This is a genomic window from Brevibacterium album DSM 18261 (assembly GCF_000426445.1).
Lineage (GTDB): Bacteria > Actinomycetota > Actinomycetes > Actinomycetales > Brevibacteriaceae > Brevibacterium > Brevibacterium album.
On the sequence record NZ_AUFJ01000010.1, the window covers coordinates 584,442 to 602,999 of the forward strand.

Annotated in this window: 19 protein-coding genes and 1 pseudogene; 9 read left to right on the forward strand and 11 right to left on the reverse strand. The window is 69.9% G+C overall.

Going from position 1 to position 18,558, the window contains the following annotated elements:
• Positions 1 to 77: 77 nt before the first annotated feature.
• From K318_RS0106780 to K318_RS20005, 4 genes are read right to left on the reverse strand one after another with little or no spacing between them, the layout of a single operon-like run.
• On the reverse strand, positions 78 to 1,400 hold the full coding sequence (locus K318_RS0106780; RefSeq protein ID WP_029088926.1) for a histidine kinase: 1,323 nt from the start codon (positions 1,398 to 1,400) through the stop codon (positions 78 to 80).
• On the reverse strand, positions 1,397 to 3,052 hold the full coding sequence (locus K318_RS0106785) for a solute symporter family protein (protein WP_029088927.1): 1,656 nt from the start codon (positions 3,050 to 3,052) through the stop codon (positions 1,397 to 1,399). Before K318_RS0106785 ends, K318_RS0106780 begins: the two co-directional genes overlap by 4 nt.
• Positions 3,049 to 3,495, reverse strand: a complete 447-nt coding sequence (locus tag K318_RS20000; RefSeq protein WP_211233293.1) for a hypothetical protein — start codon at positions 3,493 to 3,495, stop codon at positions 3,049 to 3,051. Before K318_RS20000 ends, K318_RS0106785 begins: the two co-directional genes overlap by 4 nt.
• Positions 3,492 to 3,974: a hypothetical protein gene (locus tag K318_RS20005; RefSeq protein ID WP_051297630.1), complete on the reverse strand. Its 483-nt coding sequence runs from the start codon at positions 3,972 to 3,974 to the stop codon at positions 3,492 to 3,494. The genes K318_RS20000 and K318_RS20005 overlap by 4 nt, the downstream gene beginning before the upstream one ends.
• A gap of 289 nt (positions 3,975 to 4,263) precedes the next feature.
• On the opposite strand from K318_RS20005, the gene K318_RS0106800 reads away from it, so the two are divergent.
• Positions 4,264 to 4,608 (forward strand): DUF4212 domain-containing protein, encoded by a 345-nt coding sequence (locus K318_RS0106800; RefSeq protein WP_029088928.1) that lies wholly within the window; start codon positions 4,264 to 4,266, stop codon positions 4,606 to 4,608.
• Positions 4,608 to 6,338, forward strand: a complete 1,731-nt coding sequence (locus tag K318_RS20010) for a sodium:solute symporter family protein (protein WP_051297631.1) — start codon at positions 4,608 to 4,610, stop codon at positions 6,336 to 6,338. Before K318_RS0106800 ends, K318_RS20010 begins: the two co-directional genes overlap by 1 nt.
• Before the next feature lie 142 nt (positions 6,339 to 6,480).
• Here K318_RS20010 and K318_RS25880 read toward each other — a convergent pair.
• A pseudogene (locus K318_RS25880) lies at positions 6,481 to 6,819 on the reverse strand (type II toxin-antitoxin system VapC family toxin); the annotation flags it as partial.
• Positions 6,816 to 7,040: a FitA-like ribbon-helix-helix domain-containing protein gene (locus tag K318_RS0106810; protein WP_029088929.1), complete on the reverse strand. Its 225-nt coding sequence runs from the start codon at positions 7,038 to 7,040 to the stop codon at positions 6,816 to 6,818. The pseudogene K318_RS25880 and the gene K318_RS0106810, both read right to left, overlap by 4 nt.
• A gap of 100 nt (positions 7,041 to 7,140) precedes the next feature.
• Between K318_RS0106810 and K318_RS0106815 the strand changes: the two genes are divergently transcribed.
• Positions 7,141 to 7,758 (forward strand): HhH-GPD-type base excision DNA repair protein, encoded by a 618-nt coding sequence (locus K318_RS0106815; protein WP_029088930.1) that lies wholly within the window; start codon positions 7,141 to 7,143, stop codon positions 7,756 to 7,758.
• A gap of 145 nt (positions 7,759 to 7,903) precedes the next feature.
• On the opposite strand, the gene K318_RS23565 is transcribed toward K318_RS0106815, so the two are convergent.
• The 3 genes from K318_RS23565 to K318_RS20020 all read right to left on the reverse strand — a co-directional run bounded on the left by K318_RS23565 (position 7,904) and on the right by K318_RS20020 (position 9,449).
• Positions 7,904 to 8,476, reverse strand: coding sequence for an OsmC family protein (locus K318_RS23565; RefSeq protein ID WP_051297632.1), 573 nt, complete (start codon positions 8,474 to 8,476; stop codon positions 7,904 to 7,906).
• A 10-nt stretch (positions 8,477 to 8,486) separates the two neighbouring features.
• Positions 8,487 to 8,933 (reverse strand): VOC family protein, encoded by a 447-nt coding sequence (locus tag K318_RS0106825; RefSeq protein WP_029088931.1) that lies wholly within the window; start codon positions 8,931 to 8,933, stop codon positions 8,487 to 8,489.
• Positions 8,934 to 9,017: 84 nt separating this feature from the next.
• A complete protein-coding gene (locus tag K318_RS20020; protein WP_035281056.1) occupies positions 9,018 to 9,449 on the reverse strand; it encodes a YchJ family protein in 432 nt (143 codons plus the stop codon).
• A gap of 96 nt (positions 9,450 to 9,545) precedes the next feature.
• Between K318_RS20020 and K318_RS0106835 the strand changes: the two genes are divergently transcribed.
• The 4 genes from K318_RS0106835 (at position 9,546) to K318_RS0106850 (ending at position 13,702) form a co-directional block, all read left to right on the forward strand.
• The gene (locus K318_RS0106835) at positions 9,546 to 10,181 is read left to right on the forward strand and encodes an NUDIX hydrolase (protein ID WP_051297633.1); all 636 of its coding nucleotides are present in this window, start codon (positions 9,546 to 9,548) and stop codon (positions 10,179 to 10,181) included.
• A 694-nt stretch (positions 10,182 to 10,875) separates the two neighbouring features.
• Positions 10,876 to 11,079, forward strand: a complete 204-nt coding sequence (cspE, locus tag K318_RS0106840; RefSeq protein WP_029088933.1) for a transcription antiterminator/RNA stability regulator CspE — start codon at positions 10,876 to 10,878, stop codon at positions 11,077 to 11,079.
• A gap of 373 nt (positions 11,080 to 11,452) precedes the next feature.
• Entirely contained in the window at positions 11,453 to 12,586 is a 1,134-nt protein-coding gene (locus K318_RS0106845; protein ID WP_051297672.1) for a fatty acid desaturase family protein, read from the forward strand.
• Positions 12,587 to 12,769: 183 nt separating this feature from the next.
• Positions 12,770 to 13,702: an LCP family protein gene (locus tag K318_RS0106850; protein ID WP_029088935.1), complete on the forward strand. Its 933-nt coding sequence runs from the start codon at positions 12,770 to 12,772 to the stop codon at positions 13,700 to 13,702.
• Between the two features lie 46 nt (positions 13,703 to 13,748).
• Here the strand turns inward: K318_RS0106850 and ppk2 are convergent, their stop codons facing one another.
• On the reverse strand, positions 13,749 to 14,687 hold the full coding sequence (gene ppk2, locus K318_RS20025; protein ID WP_084499795.1) for a polyphosphate kinase 2: 939 nt from the start codon (positions 14,685 to 14,687) through the stop codon (positions 13,749 to 13,751).
• A 50-nt stretch (positions 14,688 to 14,737) separates the two neighbouring features.
• Complete coding sequence (locus tag K318_RS20030) at positions 14,738 to 15,835, reverse strand: LCP family protein (protein WP_245579790.1); 1,098 nt, start codon at positions 15,833 to 15,835, stop codon at positions 14,738 to 14,740.
• A gap of 264 nt (positions 15,836 to 16,099) precedes the next feature.
• Between K318_RS20030 and wecC the strand changes: the two genes are divergently transcribed.
• Together wecC and K318_RS0106870 are read left to right on the forward strand one after the other, a co-directional pair.
• Positions 16,100 to 17,353, forward strand: coding sequence for a UDP-N-acetyl-D-mannosamine dehydrogenase (gene wecC, locus K318_RS0106865; RefSeq protein ID WP_029088936.1), 1,254 nt, complete (start codon positions 16,100 to 16,102; stop codon positions 17,351 to 17,353).
• Between the two features lie 384 nt (positions 17,354 to 17,737).
• A complete protein-coding gene (locus tag K318_RS0106870; protein WP_156913827.1) occupies positions 17,738 to 18,184 on the forward strand; it encodes a hypothetical protein in 447 nt (148 codons plus the stop codon).
• Positions 18,185 to 18,558: the final 374 nt, after the last annotated feature.

The window sequence follows — 18,558 nt, forward strand, 5'->3', positions numbered from 1 at the left end:
TACGGTGCGGACACCCTGCCACCTGCCTGGACCGTACAAACCTCCCCGATGCCGGGGAGCGGAGGGGCGCGGGACGCCTACTGCGCCGGAACCCGGATGTCGATGACGGTGCCGCCGGAGCGGGGCGCGGTGACGCTGAGCGCATAGCGGTCGCCGAAGAGGGCGTCCAGACGCTCGCTGATGTTCTGCAGACCGACCCCAGCATGCTCCGGCCCTGCCGCACCGGGTCCTCCTTCCCCGCCGCCGAGCACGCGGGCGCGCCCGCCCAGCAGCCGCTCCAGCACGGCCGGGTCCATGCCGACGCCGTCATCGCTGACCCGGATCGAGACCGTTCTGCTCAGGGGGTCGAACCGCGCTCGCAGGCGGACCGTGCCGCCTGCCACCTTGGGCCCGATGCCGTGCTTGATCGCATTCTCCACGAGCGGCTGGATGGTGAGCACGGGCACGCGCGAGGTGAGCACCTGCGGATCGATGTCATACCTCACCGCCAGCCTCTCGCCGAACCGCGCCTGCTCAAGCGAGACATAGGTGCGCACATAGAAGTACTCCTGCGCGAACTCCGCGAAATGCCCCTCCTGCCTCACCGTGTAGCGGAAGAACTCGCTGAGCCTCAGCAGCAGCTCACGCGCCTCCTCCGGCCGCGTCCGGGCCTTCGAGGCGATCGTGTTCAGGACGTTGAACAGGAAGTGCGGATTGATCTGCGCACGCAGGGCGTCGAGCCGGGCGTGGGCGGCCAGTCGCCGATCGCGGTCCAGCTCCGCGAGCTCGAGGTGGAGGGAGAGCATGCTCGCCATATCCTCGACGAGCCGGCGCGGCGGCGGCGGGGTGTCCGCCTGGTACACCCCCAGCGTGCCGATGACGCGCGTGCCCACCTTCAGCGGCACCACCACTGCGGACTGCAGTCGGCACCCCTCCACCCGGCAGCCGATGCCGCCCGGGTCCGATGCGGTCACCGTCCTGCCCCGCTCTGCCGCCCGCTGCGCCACCTTCGTCTGCAGGCTGCCTCCGGCCCTGTGGTGCCCGGCCTCGGGCCCCACATAGGCGAGGATGTCGGTCCTGTCCGTGATCGCGACGGCGTCGCCGGAGAGCATGGGCCGCAGCAGCTCGCACGTGCGCCTGGCCGCATCCGGGGTCAGGCCGGCCCGCAGCGGAACGGAGCTGCCGGCCGCGGCGAGGTCGCTCACCCCGCCCCCGGGATCGCGGTACATCGGCGCGCGCCTGCTGCTTCGGGGACCGCGCAGCGCCGAGGAGTAGCCGAGCACGACGACGACCGTGAGCACCACCCCGATCCCCACCGTCGGCAGCACCGACAGCGGTGGATCCACGAGCGCCTGCGTGATGAGGCACAGCAGAGCCCAGATCCCGCAGATGACGCCGGAGAGCAGCAGACCGCCCCTCATCGCCGACGCCCCTTCCGCTCCCGGCCGCCGCGCACCGTCATCCGGGCCAGCTCCTCGGCCTGCCTGTCCGCGGCAGTGCCGTGCATGATCAGCCAAGCCTCCTCGACCCCGGCCGGGGCTGCGGTGAACCGCGAGACGAGCACTGTCACGAGGAAGGCCGCCGGCGCGGCGACGAGAGTCGGGGCCGCGAGCAGATCGTGCAGGGCCTCAGGAGCCGAGGCGCCGGACGAGAGGAACATCGCGACCGCGAGCGCACCGCCGGTCACCATCCCCGCAACGGCGCCGGCAGCCGTGGTCCCGCGCCACCAGATCGTCAGCAGCAGCACGGGGGTGAGTGCGGAACCGGCGACGGCGAAGGCCCAGGTCACCATCGTCGCCACGAGCGAGGGCACGGTCGCGGTGAAGGCGCCCGGCTGCATCCCCAGCGCCAGCATCGCGGCAAGCGCCGCGGCCGCGAGGGTGACGGCCCGTCCGGCGCGCACCGCCTGCCGCTGCGTGGCCCGGGGGTTGATGTGCCGCTCGTAGACGTCATGGCCCCAGCTCGCCGCCGAGGCCAGCAGCAGGCCCGCGACCGTGGACATCGCCGCGATGAGTGCGGCCGCCGCCACCAGCCCGAGGCCCGACTCGCCGCCGTAGAGCCGGCCGAGGACCGGCAGCGCATGCTCGGGCACCAGCAGGATGCCGTCCGTCGTGAGCGCGCGCAGCCAGTCCCGTTCGCCGGCGGCCTCGGCGATGACGGAGCGGGCGGCTGTCCCCATCATCACCGCCAGCGCGTAGAAGGCGCCCACGAGCACGAGGACCCACAGCGTGGTGGTCCGGGCGGCCCGGCCGGTGGGCGAGGTGAAGAAACGGTTCATGACGTGCGGCAGCCCCGCCGTCCCGAGTCCCAGCGTCACGACGAGGGCGATCTGCCCGAGGCCGCCGTAGCGGGCGCCCGGTTCGCCGAACACCGGCGGATCCTCCGGATGGACGAGGCTGCGGCCCGATCCGAGCGGCTCGCGGCTGAGCTCCTCGACCGCCGCACCGTAGCGGAAGCCGTCTGCGGTGACCACGATCGTGAGCCACACGAGGGCGGCCATGAGCAGGAGGAACTGGATCGCCTGGTTCCAGGTGGTTCCGCGCATCCCGCCGAAGGCCACGATCACGGCGATGGCCGCCGTGGAGAGCAGGACGCCTGTGGCATAGGGGCTCAGGCCGAGGACGCCGTGCCCCACCAGCAGCTCCCAGGTGATGCCGGCGCCCATCGACTGCGGCACGAGGTAGCAGAGGATCACCAGCTGGATGATGCCCACAGAGGTGAGCCGGACCGTCTCGGACCCGAGGCGGCGGCCGAGGAAGTCCGCGAGCGAGAATTCGCCGAACCGCCTCAGGGGTGCGGCGACGAACAGGAGCACGGGCACGAACCCCGCAGCGAAGCCCACCGCGTACCAGGCTCCGTCGAGGCCCGAGACGTAGACGGCCGCGGCCACGCCCAGGAATGAGGCCGCTGAGAGGTAGTCCCCGCAGATCGCCCAGGAGTTGGTGACGACGCCCACGCGCTGACCGGCGAGGTAGAAGTCGACGGTCGAGGACCGCCGGGGCCGGGTGAGCGCGGAGACGAGCACGACCACCAGGACGACGACTGCGAGGGTGACGACCGCGGCCGCGCTCACCCGGCCCCTCCCTCGCGGGGGACGCTCCCGGGTGCGGTCCGGGCGCGGTGCCTGTTCGCTCCCCGGCGCGCCGGCAGGACATCGGCCTCGGAGTCCCCCGGCTCCCAGCGGGCCGAGCGCCCGCCGAGCATCCGCGATTCGACCGAGCTCGCCAGCGTTGCCGCGGCGACGCCGACGACGGCGAAGGCCGCATAGAGCCCCAGCGCGGCGGTGAGGAAGGCCGGGCTGAAGCCCAGGACGCGCGATTCCGTCCACCACGCCAGCGTCATGGTCAGGACGGGGAAGGAGATGAGCAGGGCGAGGAAGACGAGGAAATAGGTGACCGCGATCCGGCGGACGGTGCGGAAGGCGGCATCGACCTCGGCGGCGGTGTCGCGGACCACCCCGGTGTCCGGGATGCCCTCCGGGAACGGCTCCTCTGCGCCCTGCCCCTCCGGCCTCATGCCCGGACGGGACGGGCAGCAGCGCCCTGCTCCGGCATCCAGCGCCGCCACATCATGACGGTCGCGCGGATGAGGATGACAGCGGCACCGCCGGCGAGCACCACGCCCATCCCCGGCAGGAACGAACCCCAGGCCGTCTGGGCCGAGGCGGCGATGATGTTCCAGATCTGGAGGACGACGATGAGTGCGACCGGGACTCCCGCCACCGCCGCATGCGCAATGGCGAGGCGGCGCCTGGGGATGAGGCCGCCGGCCAGCGCGAGGAAGCCCAGCGCGAGGGTGGCGACGCCGGGACCGTCCGTGCCGCGCAGTGCGAAGGCCTCACCGATGAGGCTCTGGGTGAGGGTCACGTGCACCCACGGCAGGAACGCGGAGATCATGAGCATGAGCCCGCCCACGATCATCGGGCCGCTGCCCGGATGGAAGATCCCCCAGCCTGTGCTCCGGCCTGCCCGCAGCCGCTCCATCAGCGCATCCATACGGACATCCTAGGAGTGGGCCGCGTCACCGGAAAGCTCCACAGGCAGCAGAACCGGCGAACGGCCGCTCCGGGCCCGTGAGCGGCAGGGCGGGCCCCATGAGCGGTGCCGGGCCTCGCGCCCAGCCGCTCGCGGCGCGGAATCGACCGCCCGCGAACCCGATAGCGCCACCCGCGATTCCGCCGGCCCGACACTGTTGTCATTCCCCTTCCCGTGCCGTTTCTTTGAGGTGATGCACAGACTCCGGGAGCGGCAGAGAGGCCGGCCCGGCAGGAGAAGGGAGCACGCGATGTCCGATCCCGCGCACACCGGCACCGGAGGGCACGCGCCGCCCCCGGCGGCGAAGGACGACTGGCGCCGGCAGTACTGGAAGAAGAACCTCCGGCTCATGGTGGTGCTGCTCGCGATCTGGTTCCTCGTATCCTTCGGCTGCGGCATCCTGTTCATCGAACAGCTGAACACGATCGTCATCCTCGGCTTCCCGCTCGGGCTCTGGTTCGCCCAGCAGGGCTCGATCATCACCTTCGTCGTCCTCATCCTCGTCTACGCCCTGCGTATGGACTGGATCGACAGGGAGTTCGGCGTGGCCGAGGCCCCGGAGGAGGCCGGGCAGGCCGCAGGAGGTGAGCGGTGATGGATCAGGTGCGGCTCTGGACCTATGTCTTCGTCATCCTGACCTTCGGCATCTACATCACGATCGCCTGGCGGTCCCGCGTGAAGGAGACGAAGGAGTTCTACGTCGCCTCACGGGGCGTCAACCCCGTGGCCAACGGCGCCGCGGTCGCCGCCGACTGGATGTCCGCCGCAAGCTTCATCGGCATGGCCGGCATGGTCGCCTTCCTCGGCTCCGACGGCTCGGTCTACCTCATGGGCTGGACCGGCGGCTATGTGCTGCTGGCCCTGCTGCTGGCACCCTACCTGCGCAAATGGGGCAAGTTCACGGTTCCCGAGTTCGTGGGAGACCGGTACAGCGACCTCGTGCGCGTCGTCGCGGCCGTGTGCGCCATGGTCATCTCCTTCACCTATGTGGTGGGGCAGATGACCGGCGGCGGCGTGGTGTTCTCCCGCTTCCTGGGGCTGAGCGCGGAATGGGCGGTCATCGCCACGGGCATCGTGATCTTCTTCTACTCCGTCCTCGGCGGCATGAAGGGCATCACCTACACCCAGGTCGCGCAGTACACCGTCCTCATCGTCGCCTACCTCATCCCCGCGGTCGCGGTCGCACAGCGGATGACGAACATCCCGATCCCCCAGATCTCCTACGGGAGCATCCTCTCCGAGCTCGACGCGCTGCGCCTGGAGCTGGGCCTGGACCGGTTCACCGAGGCCTTCGTCGGCCGTGACGGCGGTCAGCTCGACGTCCTCCTCGTCACCGCCTCGCTCATGCTCGGCACGGCCGGCCTGCCCCACGTCATCATCCGCTTCTACACCACCCGCACGGTGCGCGGGGCGCGGTTCTCCGCGTTCTGGGCGCTGCTGTTCATCGCACTGCTGTACCTCACGGCTCCTGCAGTGGGCGCATTCACCAACCTCAATCTCCTGCAGGGCGCGAAGGGCTCCACGGAGGCGGATCTGCCCGCCTGGATCGCACCGTGGTCGGAGGCGGGATACGTGACGGTCAACGCCCCCGACGGGATCATCGAGTCCGTCTCGAACGCCGCCGATTCCGGCGCCGACCTCATCGTCTCCAACGACATCCTCGTGCTCGCCTCCCCGGAGATCGGCGGCATGCCCGCGCCGATCATCGGCCTCATGGCGGCCGGCGGGATGGCGGCGGCGCTGTCGACCGCAGCGGGGCTCCTGCTGGTGATCGCCTCGGCGGCCTCGCACGACATCTACTTCCGGATGGTCACCAAGGAGAAGGCCCCGGAGAAGCAGCAGATGCTCGTGGGCCGCATCGCGATGGCATGTGCGCTGGTCGTGGCGATCTTCGCCGGGCTCAACCCGCCGGCGTTCGTCGCGCAGGTGGTGGCGTTCGCGTTCGGGCTCGCGGCCTCGACGTTCTTCCCCATCCTCATCCTCGGCATCTTCTGGAAGAGGGCGAACGGGACGGGGGCGGCCGCGGGAATGCTCACGGGCCTCGTGTTCACGGGCGGCTACATGCTCTACACACTCGAGGTCTTCGGCCTCAGCGCCAATGAGCACATCCTGGGCGTCTCCCCGGAGGGCATCGGCGCGATCGGCGCCGTCGTCAACTTCGCGGTCACGATCGTGGTCTCGAAGCTCACCCGCCCGCCGCGGCCGGAGATCCAGGAGATGGTCGAGTCCATCCGCTACCCCGCCCAGCAGGCGCCCTCCGCGGAGAGGGCTGCTGAGGGGGCCGCCTCCGAGGGCGCAGCGTCCGAAGGCTCCGCGGAGCGCTGACCGCGCCTCCTGCCGCCGCCGGGCCGTGGCGATCACGGCCCGGCTGCGGCGCCTCAGAGGCGACACCCGTGTCTTTCCAACAGACAGCGCGAGAGGACTGTGGGAGCAGAGCGCAGTCGGGAGCAGATGCTGCAAGCCGGGCATCGAGCGTCAGCAGCGAACACTGCGCGGCCCGCGCGAGCACGACATACATGGCATCGCCGGCACTGATACTGTGCCGCAGCGCATAGACAGCCGGAAGCGACGCCATCATCGGCATCTGCTCTACGCCGAGCGCCTCGAACTCATCGAACGCCCGCAGCGCCATCTCGTCGGTGATCTGCCGGCTGAGCGACCACCCTCGGATCACCGAAGCGACTTCCGCAGTGAGGTGCTGCGGCGCCAGAAGTTCGTGCCCGTCGAGCAGAGCGGCGGCCCGACGACCGGCCTCAGTTCCGAACAGAATCTCGGCAACTGCGGATGCGTCGACGACCAGCGTCATCGACCGGGCCGCTGGTCCGCGAGCACCTGCGCCGCAGGATCGAGAGAGACGACGGTGCGGCTCGCGATCCGCTCCAGCAGCTCGGCGCGACTCGGGCGCGCGGCTATGCGGTCGAGTTCGCGCAGCAGGCAGTCACTCAGCGAGCGGCCCTCGAGTGCAGCCTTCGCCTTGAGCGCACGGCTCGTCTCATCGGAGACATTGCGAACCTGAATCGTGGCCATCGAGTCAGCATGCATAGCATGCACCGTGCATGCAATCGTGTTCCATTCTGCCGCAGCCCGGCCGTGGCGCTCACGTCCGGGCTGCGGCAGGATTGAGGCCATGAGCACTCCGCACGCAGCCCCCGCAGTCTTCCTCTCCACGGAGCCGGAGGCCGATGCCCTCCTCGCCCATGACCGCTTCGCCCTCCTCATCGGCATGCTCCTCGACCAGCAGGTGACGATGGAGTCCGCCTTCGCCGGGCCCCATAAGCTCGTGCAGCGGCTGGGCACCGTCACCCCGGCATCGGTCGCCGCGATGGACCCCGATGCCTTCCTCGAGGCCTTCCGCCAGCCGCCGGCCGTCCACCGCTTCCCCGGCTCGATGGCCGCGCGCGTCCAGAAGCTCGCGCAGGCGATCGTCGAGGAGTACGGCGGTGAGGCCGAGGCGATCTGGACCCGCCCTGAGAAGGACGGCTCAGATCCCTCGGGTGCTGCGGTGCTGCGGCGGTTGAAGAAGCTGCCCGGCTTCGGTGACCAGAAGGCGCGGATCTTCCTTGCGCTGCTGGGCAAGCAGTTCGGCCTCGAGGCGGAGGGCTGGCGCGAGGCCGCAGGCGAATACGGTCCGGCCGACGCCTTCCTCTCGATCGCCGATGTCACCGATGAGGAGAGCCTCCAGCAGGTCCGTGCGAACAAGAAGGCACGCAAAGCCGCGGCGAAGGTGGCGAAGACCGCGAAGTGAGCGCGCCTTCGCGTCTCGGTTCCTGCTCAGGTCTCAGTCCCCGTTCAGGTCTCGGTTCCTGCTCGCGTCTCAATCCACGTCGCTCTCGCGCCCGGACATCGACGCAGTCTGAGACCCGAGCGAGAGGTGAGACGCGAACGCGGCCTCAGACCCCCGCATCGCCGTCCGCGGTCCGCGCCTCCACCTCGGCGCTCGTCGTCACGCGCGCGCCATGGGTGAGGGTGCGGGAGACCGTGCACAGAGAATCGTGGGCGGCCTCGAGCAGGCGCTCCACGAACGCCGCGGGATCCTGCCTGCGCCGCCACTCACCGAGGTCGAGGTCGAAGGCGACCGCGATGTCCTCCAGCCGGGTGGCGGTGCCGAAGCCGCCGCCGTCCGCAGGCTCGGCCAGCTTGTCCGCCTCCACCGTGAGCGCGAACCGCTCCGGCTCACCCCTCCGGGTCAGCGGCCGGTCCAGGCAGATCGCCATGCAGCCGGCGAGCGCGGAGAGCAGCAGGTCTGCGGGATCGACGAGGCCCTCTCCCCTGCCGAACTCCAGCTGCGCTCCCGAGGCCGTCGTCACCCGGTAGCGCTCCGGCGCCGTGCGCTCGACGGAGACCCGGCGGCGTTCGACCGCGTCATCGCGCTGTCCCGCGGCACCGGCTCGCGCAGCTGATTCCCGCAGCTCCGGGGACCGCACCGGACCGTGCTCGGCGCCCGCGTCCGCTCCGCCGTCCATCCCCGCCCTCTCAGACCGCCGAGGCGAGCGCGAGCTGCCAGCTCACGCCGAACCGGTCGGCCAGCCATGCGTAGCGCTGGGCGAAGCCGTAGTCGTCGCGGTCCTCCATGAGGAAGCCCCCGCCCTCGCCCAGCGCTGCGAGCACCGCCTCGTACTCGGCCGGATCCTCGGTCTCGAAGTAGAGGGAGGACGCCGGGGTGAAGGTGAACTGATGGTGGATGGGTGAGTCGTTGACCCGCACGCGCTGCCCGTCGAGGCTCACGACTGCCATCATGATCAGCGGCCCGGCGGCCTCGACCGCGGGATTGGCCTCGTTCGCGATCTCCGCCGTCTGCGCGATCTGCTCCGCGGGGAAGTGCGCGACCGATTCCACGGACGAGCGCGGGATCACCGCGGTGTAGAGGTCGATCGCCTCCTGTGCGCGACCTTCGAACATGAGGAACGGGGTGACTGCCATCTGCGGCTCCTTGTCTGCGTGACTGTGTCTGAGTGACTGTCGAATCGTCTCTGCGGCTGCCCCTGCGACTCGCCGGGCACCGGTTCAGCTGAGCACCTCGGCGGGGCCCAGGTACATCCACCTCCGCGCCCTGCGCACGAAGCGGGCGACTTCGTGCAGCTCCCCCGGCGCGCCGTCCGGCTCCCGGTACGAGGCACGGTACTCCACGATCCCCTCCTCGTCCTCGAGCCCGCCTGCGGTCACGGCCTCGACGGTGAGCCCGGTCCACACGGTGCCGTCTTCCGCTTCGACCTCGGGCGGACGCGTGCGGGGATGCCAGGTCCGGAAGAGATGGTCCTCGTTCCGCAGGACATGCGCGGTGTACCGCGAGCGCATGAGCTGCTGGGCCGTGGGCGGCCAGGCGGCGAGCGTGAGCGCGGGCTCGCAGCACTGCGAGTACTCCGCTCCCTGCGGGTATCCTCCACAGGGGCAGGGGGCCGAGGCCGGCGGGTCCGGGAGGGGCGCGCGGGAGTCCATCACGGGTCCAGAATAGTGCCGGACGAGCAGGCTCGCACCGATCGGCGGCACTGTCCTGCCCACGGCAGCGGATGAGCACGGAGACGAAGCACCACGATGGCACGCACACGGACGGCGGCGAACACCGCGCTGGGCGGCAGCTCGTCGCAGAAGGCGGACCCGGCTCAGGAGCGCACCGCAGCAGCGACGGGAGCCGCAAGAACTCCGGAAGCACACGGAATCCCGGAGACCGCAGGGAACCCGGAAGGGCGGGCGCGCCTCCGCCAGGCGGTGCGCGCGGTCATCCTCGACCCGGCCGATCACATCCTCCTCGTCCGCTTCCGCTGGAGCGGGTGGCCGCAGGCCGATGGGCTCTGGGCCACACCGGGCGGCGGGATCGAGGCCGGGGAGACGCACCTCGAGGCGCTGCGGCGCGAGATGCGCGAGGAGACCGGGATGCCCGTGGCCGAGCTCGGTCCGCCCCTGTGGACCCGCACTGCGCTGCGCCCCTTCAGCGGCTGGGACGGGCAGACGGAGCACGTCTACCTCTTCCGCACCGAGCGCTTCGTCCCGGCGCCGTCCATGACCACGGCGCAGCTCCGCGAGGAGGGCGTGCAGGAGGTCCGCTGGCTGTCCCCGGAGCAGGTCGCGGCGGAGAACGCCGTGTTCGCGCCCCGCAGTCTGCCGGACCTGCTCAGCCGGCTCCGCGCCGACGGCGCACCCCGTGAGCCGCTCCGGCTCGAAGGTCTCTGAGCCTGCCGGAGCAGTGCTGGCTCTGCCCGGACTGCTCCCCCTTGCGCTGAGCGATGATCCGCCCCTGCCCTCACGGGAGCCTTCCCATGCGCCTCTTGCCCCGCCGTTCGCGGGCTTCCGGCGGCGAGCGGCGGGGCAAGGGCCTCTGCCGGACCCTGGCTCACAGGGACCTCGAACTCGCCCGTGCGCTGAACGCACTGATGGGGTAGGCTGTTCACAGCGCTCAGACGTGCACCTTCCACGGAGGTTGCCCGCGACGGCGCGCGGCGGTCCCCGAGCTCTTCGCTCTGCGACCGCAAGACATAAATATTCGCGTTCGAACCCCCTGAGGGCTTCTCCGCGACCTGAACGAATCGGTTTCTCATCTCAACTGCATCTCCCGTTTCATCCGCACGTCCCCCGATTTCCTGGCAGCAGGCTGCCGACGATGTTCACGCAGCCACGCTCACCGGCGAGTATGCCGGCCACATCGTCGAGAACGGCCTCGACTTCACTGCCTACGGCCCGCTGGGCCAGCGCATCAGCGCGCACTTCTCCCTCGCAGCAGCTCGCACAGCTCTGGAGGATTTCTCGACCCCGACCGCAGCCGCGGTCCTCACGCGCGCCTCGGGCGCGCCCTCACGCTCCGCGGCGGCGCCGTCGTCGCGGTTTCATGGATCACTCCCGTGGTCCCAGACAGAGAAGGAATGACGTCATGGCCACAGGCACCGTCAAATGGTTCAACTCCGACAAGGGCTTCGGCTTCATCGCTCCCGATGACGGCTCGAGCGACGTTTTCGCCCACTTCTCCGCGATCCAGGGCTCCGGCTTCCGGAACCTCGAGGAGAACCAGAAGGTCGAATTCGACATCGAGCAGGGCGACCGCGGCCCGCAGGCCGCGAACATCCGCGGCCTCTGATCCACCGCACCGCTTCTGCGACGGGCTTCCCGGGTGAAGAATCCGGGAGGCCTGAACCGCAGCGGTGACCCATGGGTCATCTGCGCCGGTGCTCCGCTTGAGAGCACGGCTCGCTCCCTCCGGGGAGCAGAAGGGCCGGCACCTGACACCAGGTGCCGGCCCTTCGCGCGTCCCCGGACGCTCCCGCAGCTCCAGCGGCTCCCGTCCAGCCCCTCACATGCCACCATGCGGTCACGCACACAGATCCCTCGGGGCGCGCTGTTACCGTGGGAGAAGCGATCGGCAACTGCCTTTGGCTTCGCCCCGGCCTCGCACAGCCCCTTCAGCAGATCACGGACAGTGCACAGGGCCGCACAGCAGACAGGTGCCGACCATCTCCTACGCATCCGCCTCGACCTCGACGACCACCGCGCCCACTCCCCAGGCCGTCCAGGGACCCCTGCGACGCACCTATGCCCGCCGCGACGACTTCCCCTCCCTCACGAAGGTCTACTCGCAGCTGTCGAAGACCGTGCGCGAGGCCGGACTGCTCAGGCGCACGCCCTGGTTCTACGCATGGACGGCGCTCGGGATCGCGGCGGGCTTCGCCGGTGCGGTCACGGGGTTCGTCCTCCTGGGCGACTCCTGGTTCCAGCTGCTCATCGCCGCCGCGCTCGGCATCCTCTTCACGCAGACGGCGTTCCTCGCCCACGAGGCCGCGCACCGCCAGATCCTCTCCTCCGGCCCCGCGAACGATCGGCTTGCCCGCTTCCTCGGCGGCATCGTGGGGATGAGCTACGCGTGGTGGGACTCCAAGCACACGCGCCATCACGCCAACCCCAACAGGGTGGCGAAGGACCCGGACATCGACGTCGACACCATCTCGTTCCTCGAGGAGGACGCCGTCCAGGCCCGCGGTCTGCGCAGACTCATCACGCTCAGGCAGGGCTGGCTGTTCTTCCCCCTGCTCACCCTGGAGGGGATCAACCTCCACATCCTCGGCGTCCGTCACCTCCTCACGCAGAAGCAGGTGAAGGGCCGGTGGGTCGAGCTGGCGCTGCTCGCGATCCGCTTCCCGCTCGTGCTGGTCCCCGTGTTCGCGCTTCTGCCGCTGGGCATGGCGTTCGCGTTCATGGGCGTGCAGCTCGCGGTGTTCGGGGTGTACATGGGCGCCTCGTTCGCCCCCAACCACAAGGGGATGCCGGTCATCGCCCCGGACGCCAAGCTCGACTTCTTCTCGAAGCAGGTGCGCACCTCGCGCAACATCCGCGGCGGCTGGTGGGCGACGTGGCTCATGGGCGGCCTCAACTACCAGATCGAGCACCACCTCTTCCCCAGCATGGCCCGGCCCCATCTGGCCAGGGCGCGGGCCATCGTGCTCGAGTTCTGCAGAACGCACGACGTCCCCTACACCGAGACCTCGCTGCTGCGCTCCTACGCCATCGTGATCGACTACCTCAACCGAGTCGGCCTGGCAGCGCGCGATCCCTTCGACTGCCCCATCACCGCCCAGTACCGGCGCGCGTAGGGACGGTCAGGACGCCCCGCTGCGCGCCCCTCCGCTGCGGTACAGCCCGATCGAGCACTGCGATCCTGCCGGGGCAACGGGGCCACGCACCTGACATGCGATAATGTCTCCCGCGGCCCGCGACGGCGACACCGCTGCGGCCGCACTGCACCCGAATCGCACATCAGAGGAAGGCGGCACGCTGTGGCGAAGCTCCGCACCGCCCTGTCAGCCCTCGGGGCGGCGAAGGACGCAGGACGCGCACGCGCCCTCTTCGACGATCCGGGGACCGTGATCGTCGATGGGGAGCTCTTCCCTCCCGACTCGGTGCGTCCGCCGGTCACCGGCGCGCGCACCCTGCTCCTGCGCGTCGTCCAGGACGATGCCTCGGGAGGCATGGACTCTGCTGCGGCACTCTCAGGTTGCGAACGTGATGCCTTCGCCGTCGTCCACATCCCTGAGGCACGGGACTTCATCGCACTGCTCGCGTTCAATCCCAGGGCGCGGGTGGAGGCCGGGCTGACCTTCGGCGAGTTGATCGAGACCTCTGGCCGGCCGGTCTGCGTGGCGATGGTCGAGGAGTTCCTGGGCATCCGCGTGGACCACGTCCTGGAGTTGCGCGCGGAGGCGCTGGGAGCTGTCGTCGACGAGATCGGCACGCTCCCGGTGTACAGCCGCACTGCGTTCGCCGCTGACGGCGTGCAGTTTGCCGAGGGGACGAACCGCCTGGACGGGAGGGGCGCGGTCGTCTTCGCTGCCGCCTCGGCCGTCGACGATGCCGGCCAGACCCGTACCCGGAACCAGCGGGCACTGCTGCGCGCACTGGTGCTGGGGCTGAGGTCCTCCGGTCTCGCGCAGAGTCCGGCGAAGCTCGCCTCTGTGCTCGGGCACATCGCACACGGCGCCCGCAAGGACTCGCGGCTGTCCACCCTGGAGCTGGGGAAGCTCGGGCGGGAGCTGCGGTCCGTGGCCGCAGACGACCTCGTCGCCGTCACGGTGCCGAGCCGCTCGCGACGCGAGGAGGACGGCAGCGTGACCGTCGACTTCGATCAGGAGGCCGCCCCCGCGCTCCGCGAGGCCCTGCACGACGGGCAGGCTGCGGAGTTCGTCCGCGGCCTCGCCTCGATGGGCTACTGAGGCTGCGTCCCCGGCCGGCACCTCGGCTGAGGCCCGGCCCGTCTGATTACCGCAGCGGCGGGAAGCTCAGCTCGCCGGGATGCTCGTCCGGTTCGTGGATCTCTGCGGCCCTGCCCAGGATGAGGCGGTCCACCGCGCCCACTGCCGTGAGGTCCCGGTCGGGATAGTCGAAGCGGCTGAGCACATGGCGCATCGCCTCGAGGCGCGCCCGCTTCTTGTCGTTGGACTTCACGACGGTCCACGGGGCGATCTCCGTGTCCGTGTAGAAGAACATCTCCTCCTTGGCCTCCGTGTACGCGTCCCATTTGTCGAGGGAGGCCAGGTCCGTGGGTGAGAGCTTCCACTGCTTGAGCGGGTCCTGGGAGCGGGCGCGGAAGCGCTCACGCTGCTCGGCCCGGCCCACCGAGAACCAGAACTTGATGAGGTGGGTGCCGGAGTTCACGAGCATCCGCTCGAACTCCGGTGCCGCACGCATGAACTCCCGGTGCTGGGCGGGCGTGCAGTAGCCCATGACCCGCTCGACTCCCGCCCGGTTGTACCAGGACCGGTCGAAGAAGACGATCTCGCCTCCGGCCGGGAGGTGCTCGGCGTAGCGCTGGAAGTACCACTGGGACTTCTCCCGGTCCGTGGGAACACCCAGCGCGGCGATGCGGGCGCCACGCGGGTTGAGGTGCTCCGTGAAGCGCTTGATGGAGCCGCCCTTGCCTGCGGCATCGCGGCCCTCGAAGAGGATCGCGATCTTCTCGCCTGAGTTCCTCACCCACCGCTGAAGCTTGAGGAGCTCGATCTGCAGCCGGCGCTTCTCCGCCTCGTACTCGCGCCTGCCGAGCTTCTTCTCGTAGGGGTAGTCCTGACGCCATGCGGGGAGCTCGGCAGCCGCCGCGGCACCGCGTGAGCCGCTATCGGAGCGGGCACCACCGGGACCGGCCGCGCCGGACTGGGCGGTGCCGCTCTCGTGCACGGTGCGGGGGTTCGCGTCGGTCATGCTCGGTGGGCCTTCCAGCCGGTGGGGCGCGCCGCGGGCGGCGCGCTGGGTCAGAGGTGCGGGGTCGGTGCGCTGTCCGCGTACTCGCCCACGGCGTCCTCGGCGAAGGCCCGGCGGATCTCGTCCCTGCCGGCTTCGTCCACATTGAGGATCGCCTGCCCGTCGGCGGAGCGGCCGGCGCCGGCGATCGGGGCGGAGAAGAACTTGACCTCGCCGGGGCGCACCTCGCGCATCTCGTAGGCGAGGCTGGCGATGTTGCCCGCTGTGAGCTTCTCGTCCACGGTCATGTACGGGGCGAAGTCCCGGACCATGCCTGCCACCTTGTTGGGGTTGCTGAGCGTGTCCGCGGAGATGATCTTGGAGGTGAGCCCCTTGAGATAGGCCTGCTGATTGCGCGCGCGCTGGAGGTCGCCGTCCGCAAATCCCTTGCGCTCGCGGACGAAGGCGAGCGCCTGCTCACCGTCCAGCTCGTTCTCGCCCTGCGTGAACGAGTGACCGTCGATCTCGAAGGACTGCTCGGAGTCGACGGTCACGCCGCCCACGCTGTCCGTGAGCGCCTTGAAGCCCTCGAAGTCGATGATGGCGACGTGGTGGATGGGCGCGTCGATGAACTCGCTGATCGTCTGGTTGGCCAGCGGCAGACCGCCGTAGCTCATCGCGGCGTTGATCTTCGCATTGCCGTGTCCCTCGACCGGGACCCACATGTCACGGGGGATCGACATGACCTGCGCGCCCTTACGGTCGCCGTCGAGGTGCATCACCATGATGGTGTCCGAGCGGAAGCCGCGCGCTCCCCCGGCGTAGTCCACGTCCTCATCGCGGGCATCGGAGCCCAGCAGGAGGATGTTGATGGGGTCGCCGGACTCCGCGACCGGCTGCTCGCCCGAGTAGAGCTCGTCCTGACCCAGCTGGGTCGAGTTGTCGTTGAAGAGCTTGCCCAGGTAGAAGACGTACCCGGCGATCGCCGCCGCCGCCAGGAGCACCAGCACGGCGAGGACGGCGAGGATCTTCCTGCCGGTGCGCTTCTTGCGCTGGCGGCCCCGGCGCGGAGGCTCCGCCGGATTGCCCGCGGCGTCATAGCCGTACGGTGCGGCGGCGATGGATGCTCCGGCACCGGCGGGCACCTCGTACTCAGAGTGGTGGGACACGCTCGAACCTCATGGGTAGGGGGTACGCGCAAGCGGACAGCACCGGGCCTCGGCTCAGCACAGGCCTGCATAATCGTGAATGTCCGAGTATAAACGCACCCTGCGGACGCGACTCTCGGGTGACGCACAGCTCCTGCGGGAGGCGCGCAGCCGGCCGGCGGGGAGCGCTCATGCGGTGCGTCTCACTCCTCAGATCCATCACGGGACTCGGCCAGCACCAGTACTGTTGACACGAGCGTGCTGTTCCCCAACCCAGGAGCCCTTGTGAGCCCGAACGTCCCCCTCGACACCGTCAGCGTGATCGGCCTCGGCTACATCGGCCTGCCGACCGCTGCGGTCCTCGCGCAGGCAGGCAAGTCCGTCATCGGCGTCGACATCGACCAATCGACCGTGGGCGCGGTCAATGCCGGACGAGTTCCATTCGTCGAGGAGGGCCTCGAGACCGTCGTCGCAGGCACCGTCGCCAGGGGAACGCTGCGTGCCCAGACCGAGACTCCCGAGGCCGATGCGTACATCGTCTCCGTCCCGACCCCGTTCAAGGGCGACCACGAGGCGGACCTCTCCTACATCGAGACGGCAGCCCGGGGAATCGCGCCCAGGCTCAGCGGCGGAGAGCTCATCGTCCTCGAGTCCACCGCCCCTCCCGGCGCCACCGAGTTCATGGCCGATGTGATCCTCGGGATGCGACCGGAGTTCGCCAAGGAGCCGAACCTCACGAGCTCGCTCTACTTCTCGCATGCGCCCGAACGCGTGCTGCCGGGGCGCATCATGGTCGAGATGCTCGAGAACGACCGGATCATCGGCGGGCTCACGCAGGAGGCCGCCGAGCTCAACCGGGACCTCTATGCGAGCTTCTGCACCGGAGAGCTCCTCCTCACCGACGCCCGCACCGCGGAGATGGCGAAGCTGACCGAGAACGCCTTCCGGGATGTCAACATCGCCTTCGCCAATGAACTCTCCATCATCGCGGACCGCCAGGGCATCGACGTCTGGGAGCTCATCGAGCTCGCCAACCACCATCCCCGTGTCAACATCCTGCAGCCCGGCCCGGGCGTGGGCGGCCACTGCATCGCCGTGGACCCGTGGTTCATCGTGTCCGCCGACCGCGAGCACGCGAAGCTCATCGCCGCCGCCCGCGGTGTCAACGACTCCAAGCCCCAGGTCGTGATCGACAAGGTCCTCGAGCGGGCGGATCGCCTCAAGAAGCCCGTCGTGGCCGCTCTCGGCATCGCCTTCAAGGCCAACATCGACGATCTGCGCGAGTCCCCCTCGAAGAGCATCGCCGTCGAACTGGCTGATCGGCTGGAGGACGGGCAGGTGCTGATCGTCGAACCGAACATCGACGAACTGCCCCGCGAGCTCACCGGCAGGGCCGATGTCGAACTCGCAGACCTGGCCGACGCCGTACAGCGCGCTGACATCGTGCTGGTGCTGGTCGATCACGATCCCTTCAAGGTCTTCGACCGGGAGAAGCTGCAGGAGAAGATCGTCATCGACACGAAGGGTCTGTGGCGATGAGTGCAGCGCCCGCGGCGGCCCGGGAAGCTCAGCCCTCGAAGGCGCAGTGAATGCCATCGGCCGCATCGGCCGTGCACACAGCCGCCGGTTCAGCTGACATTCGCGAATTCGACGCGGAAATCATCTGCTCGAGAACGCCATTCACCGGAAAAGCCGCAGCCCCCTCCCGACACCATCGGAGATCTCCGAGAACAGCACCGCTTCAGGACAGAATGAAATCGTTCACCCATTCCGCGCCTGCGGCGCCATGCTAGAGTGCAATGGATCCCGCAGCCATATGCTTCCCGGACCGACCGTGCGGACAGACAGCCGGATGACCGAGAGCCGATGCCCCTCGACAGCTGTGGGATTCTCATGTGCCGGCATTCCCAGGAGGCCTCCCGAATGAACCCCCGAGACCGCTTGGCCTACCGCTGCCTGCTGGCCGCCGCCGTCGCAGCCGCCGCCCTGGCCGTCGTCCTCGGCGCTTTCGGCGCGTGGGGCGGGGTCGCCGGCTGCGCCGGGGCCTGGATGATCGTGATGGCCGCGCTGCTCCACATGCAGACCCGTGTGATCAACGCCGGCATCCGCTCCGTGCGCGATGCCGCTCCCGCGCGGGGATCCGCGGCGCCCCATGCGGCCCAGACGCTCGCTCGCCTCGACGGGATCAGCGAGGACCTTGCCGTGGTCCGTGCGCGCACCGAGGCCGAGCCGGCTCCGGATGACGTGCGCACCGATCTGGTTCAGCTCGCTCAGAGCCTGCGCCGCGAAGTGCGCCTGCTGCAGTATTCGGTCTCCGAGGCCGTCTCTCCCGCAGCGTCCTCCGACGCCGATGTGCGGGCGGGCCGCTGATCGTGCCCCCACAGGCATCGTCCGACGTCCCGAAACTGAACCGCCGGGTCGTCTGGACCGTAGATTTCTCCAGCCTGAGCGTGTCCTCCGCCGTCTCAGACGCCCCCGCCGGCCCGCCCCTCGAGCTCATGGCGCCGGCCGGCTCATGGACGGCAGTCGTCCCGCCCCTCACCCGCGCCGAGGCATTCGAGCGGGTGAGCTCGGCCGCAGCGGCCCGGATCACCGCGCCGGGCGGAGAAGGGGCGGACTTCTCCGCGATCGCCGCCGCCGGAGGCGAGTTCGGTCTCCGCGCCTGGACCCTGGCGGCCGTGTGCGAGACCGTTCAGCTCACCGGCCCCGCCGCTCCGATGCAGCCGGAGCCGGGCTCGGGCCGG

What these genes read in the sequence shown, in the direction of transcription:
- K318_RS0106815 (WP_029088930.1), top strand. Translation starts at nt 7,141, where the DNA reads ATGAGCACTCCGCACGCAGCCCCCGCAGTCTTCCTCTCCACGGAGCCG.
- K318_RS0106835 (WP_051297633.1), top strand. Translation starts at nt 9,546, where the DNA reads ATGGCACGCACACGGACGGCGGCGAACACCGCGCTGGGCGGCAGCTCG.
- K318_RS23565 (WP_051297632.1), bottom strand. Translation starts at nt 8,476, where the DNA reads ATGGACGGCGGAGCGGACGCGGGCGCCGAGCACGGTCCGGTGCGGTCC.
- K318_RS0106825 (WP_029088931.1), bottom strand. Translation starts at nt 8,933, where the DNA reads ATGGCAGTCACCCCGTTCCTCATGTTCGAAGGTCGCGCACAGGAGGCG.
- K318_RS20020 (WP_035281056.1), bottom strand. Translation starts at nt 9,449, where the DNA reads ATGGACTCCCGCGCGCCCCTCCCGGACCCGCCGGCCTCGGCCCCCTGC.
- K318_RS20005 (WP_051297630.1), bottom strand. Translation starts at nt 3,974, where the DNA reads ATGGATGCGCTGATGGAGCGGCTGCGGGCAGGCCGGAGCACAGGCTGG.
- K318_RS0106810 (WP_029088929.1), bottom strand. Translation starts at nt 7,040, where the DNA reads ATGGCCACGATTCAGGTTCGCAATGTCTCCGATGAGACGAGCCGTGCG.
- K318_RS20000 (WP_211233293.1), bottom strand. Translation starts at nt 3,495, where the DNA reads ATGAGGCCGGAGGGGCAGGGCGCAGAGGAGCCGTTCCCGGAGGGCATC.
- K318_RS0106780 (WP_029088926.1), bottom strand. Translation starts at nt 1,400, where the DNA reads ATGAGGGGCGGTCTGCTGCTCTCCGGCGTCATCTGCGGGATCTGGGCT.
- K318_RS0106870 (WP_156913827.1), top strand. Translation starts at nt 17,738, where the DNA reads ATGAACCCCCGAGACCGCTTGGCCTACCGCTGCCTGCTGGCCGCCGCC.
- cspE (WP_029088933.1), top strand. Translation starts at nt 10,876, where the DNA reads ATGGCCACAGGCACCGTCAAATGGTTCAACTCCGACAAGGGCTTCGGC.
- ppk2 (WP_084499795.1), bottom strand. Translation starts at nt 14,687, where the DNA reads ATGACCGACGCGAACCCCCGCACCGTGCACGAGAGCGGCACCGCCCAG.
- K318_RS20010 (WP_051297631.1), top strand. Translation starts at nt 4,608, where the DNA reads ATGGATCAGGTGCGGCTCTGGACCTATGTCTTCGTCATCCTGACCTTC.
- K318_RS0106800 (WP_029088928.1), top strand. Translation starts at nt 4,264, where the DNA reads ATGTCCGATCCCGCGCACACCGGCACCGGAGGGCACGCGCCGCCCCCG.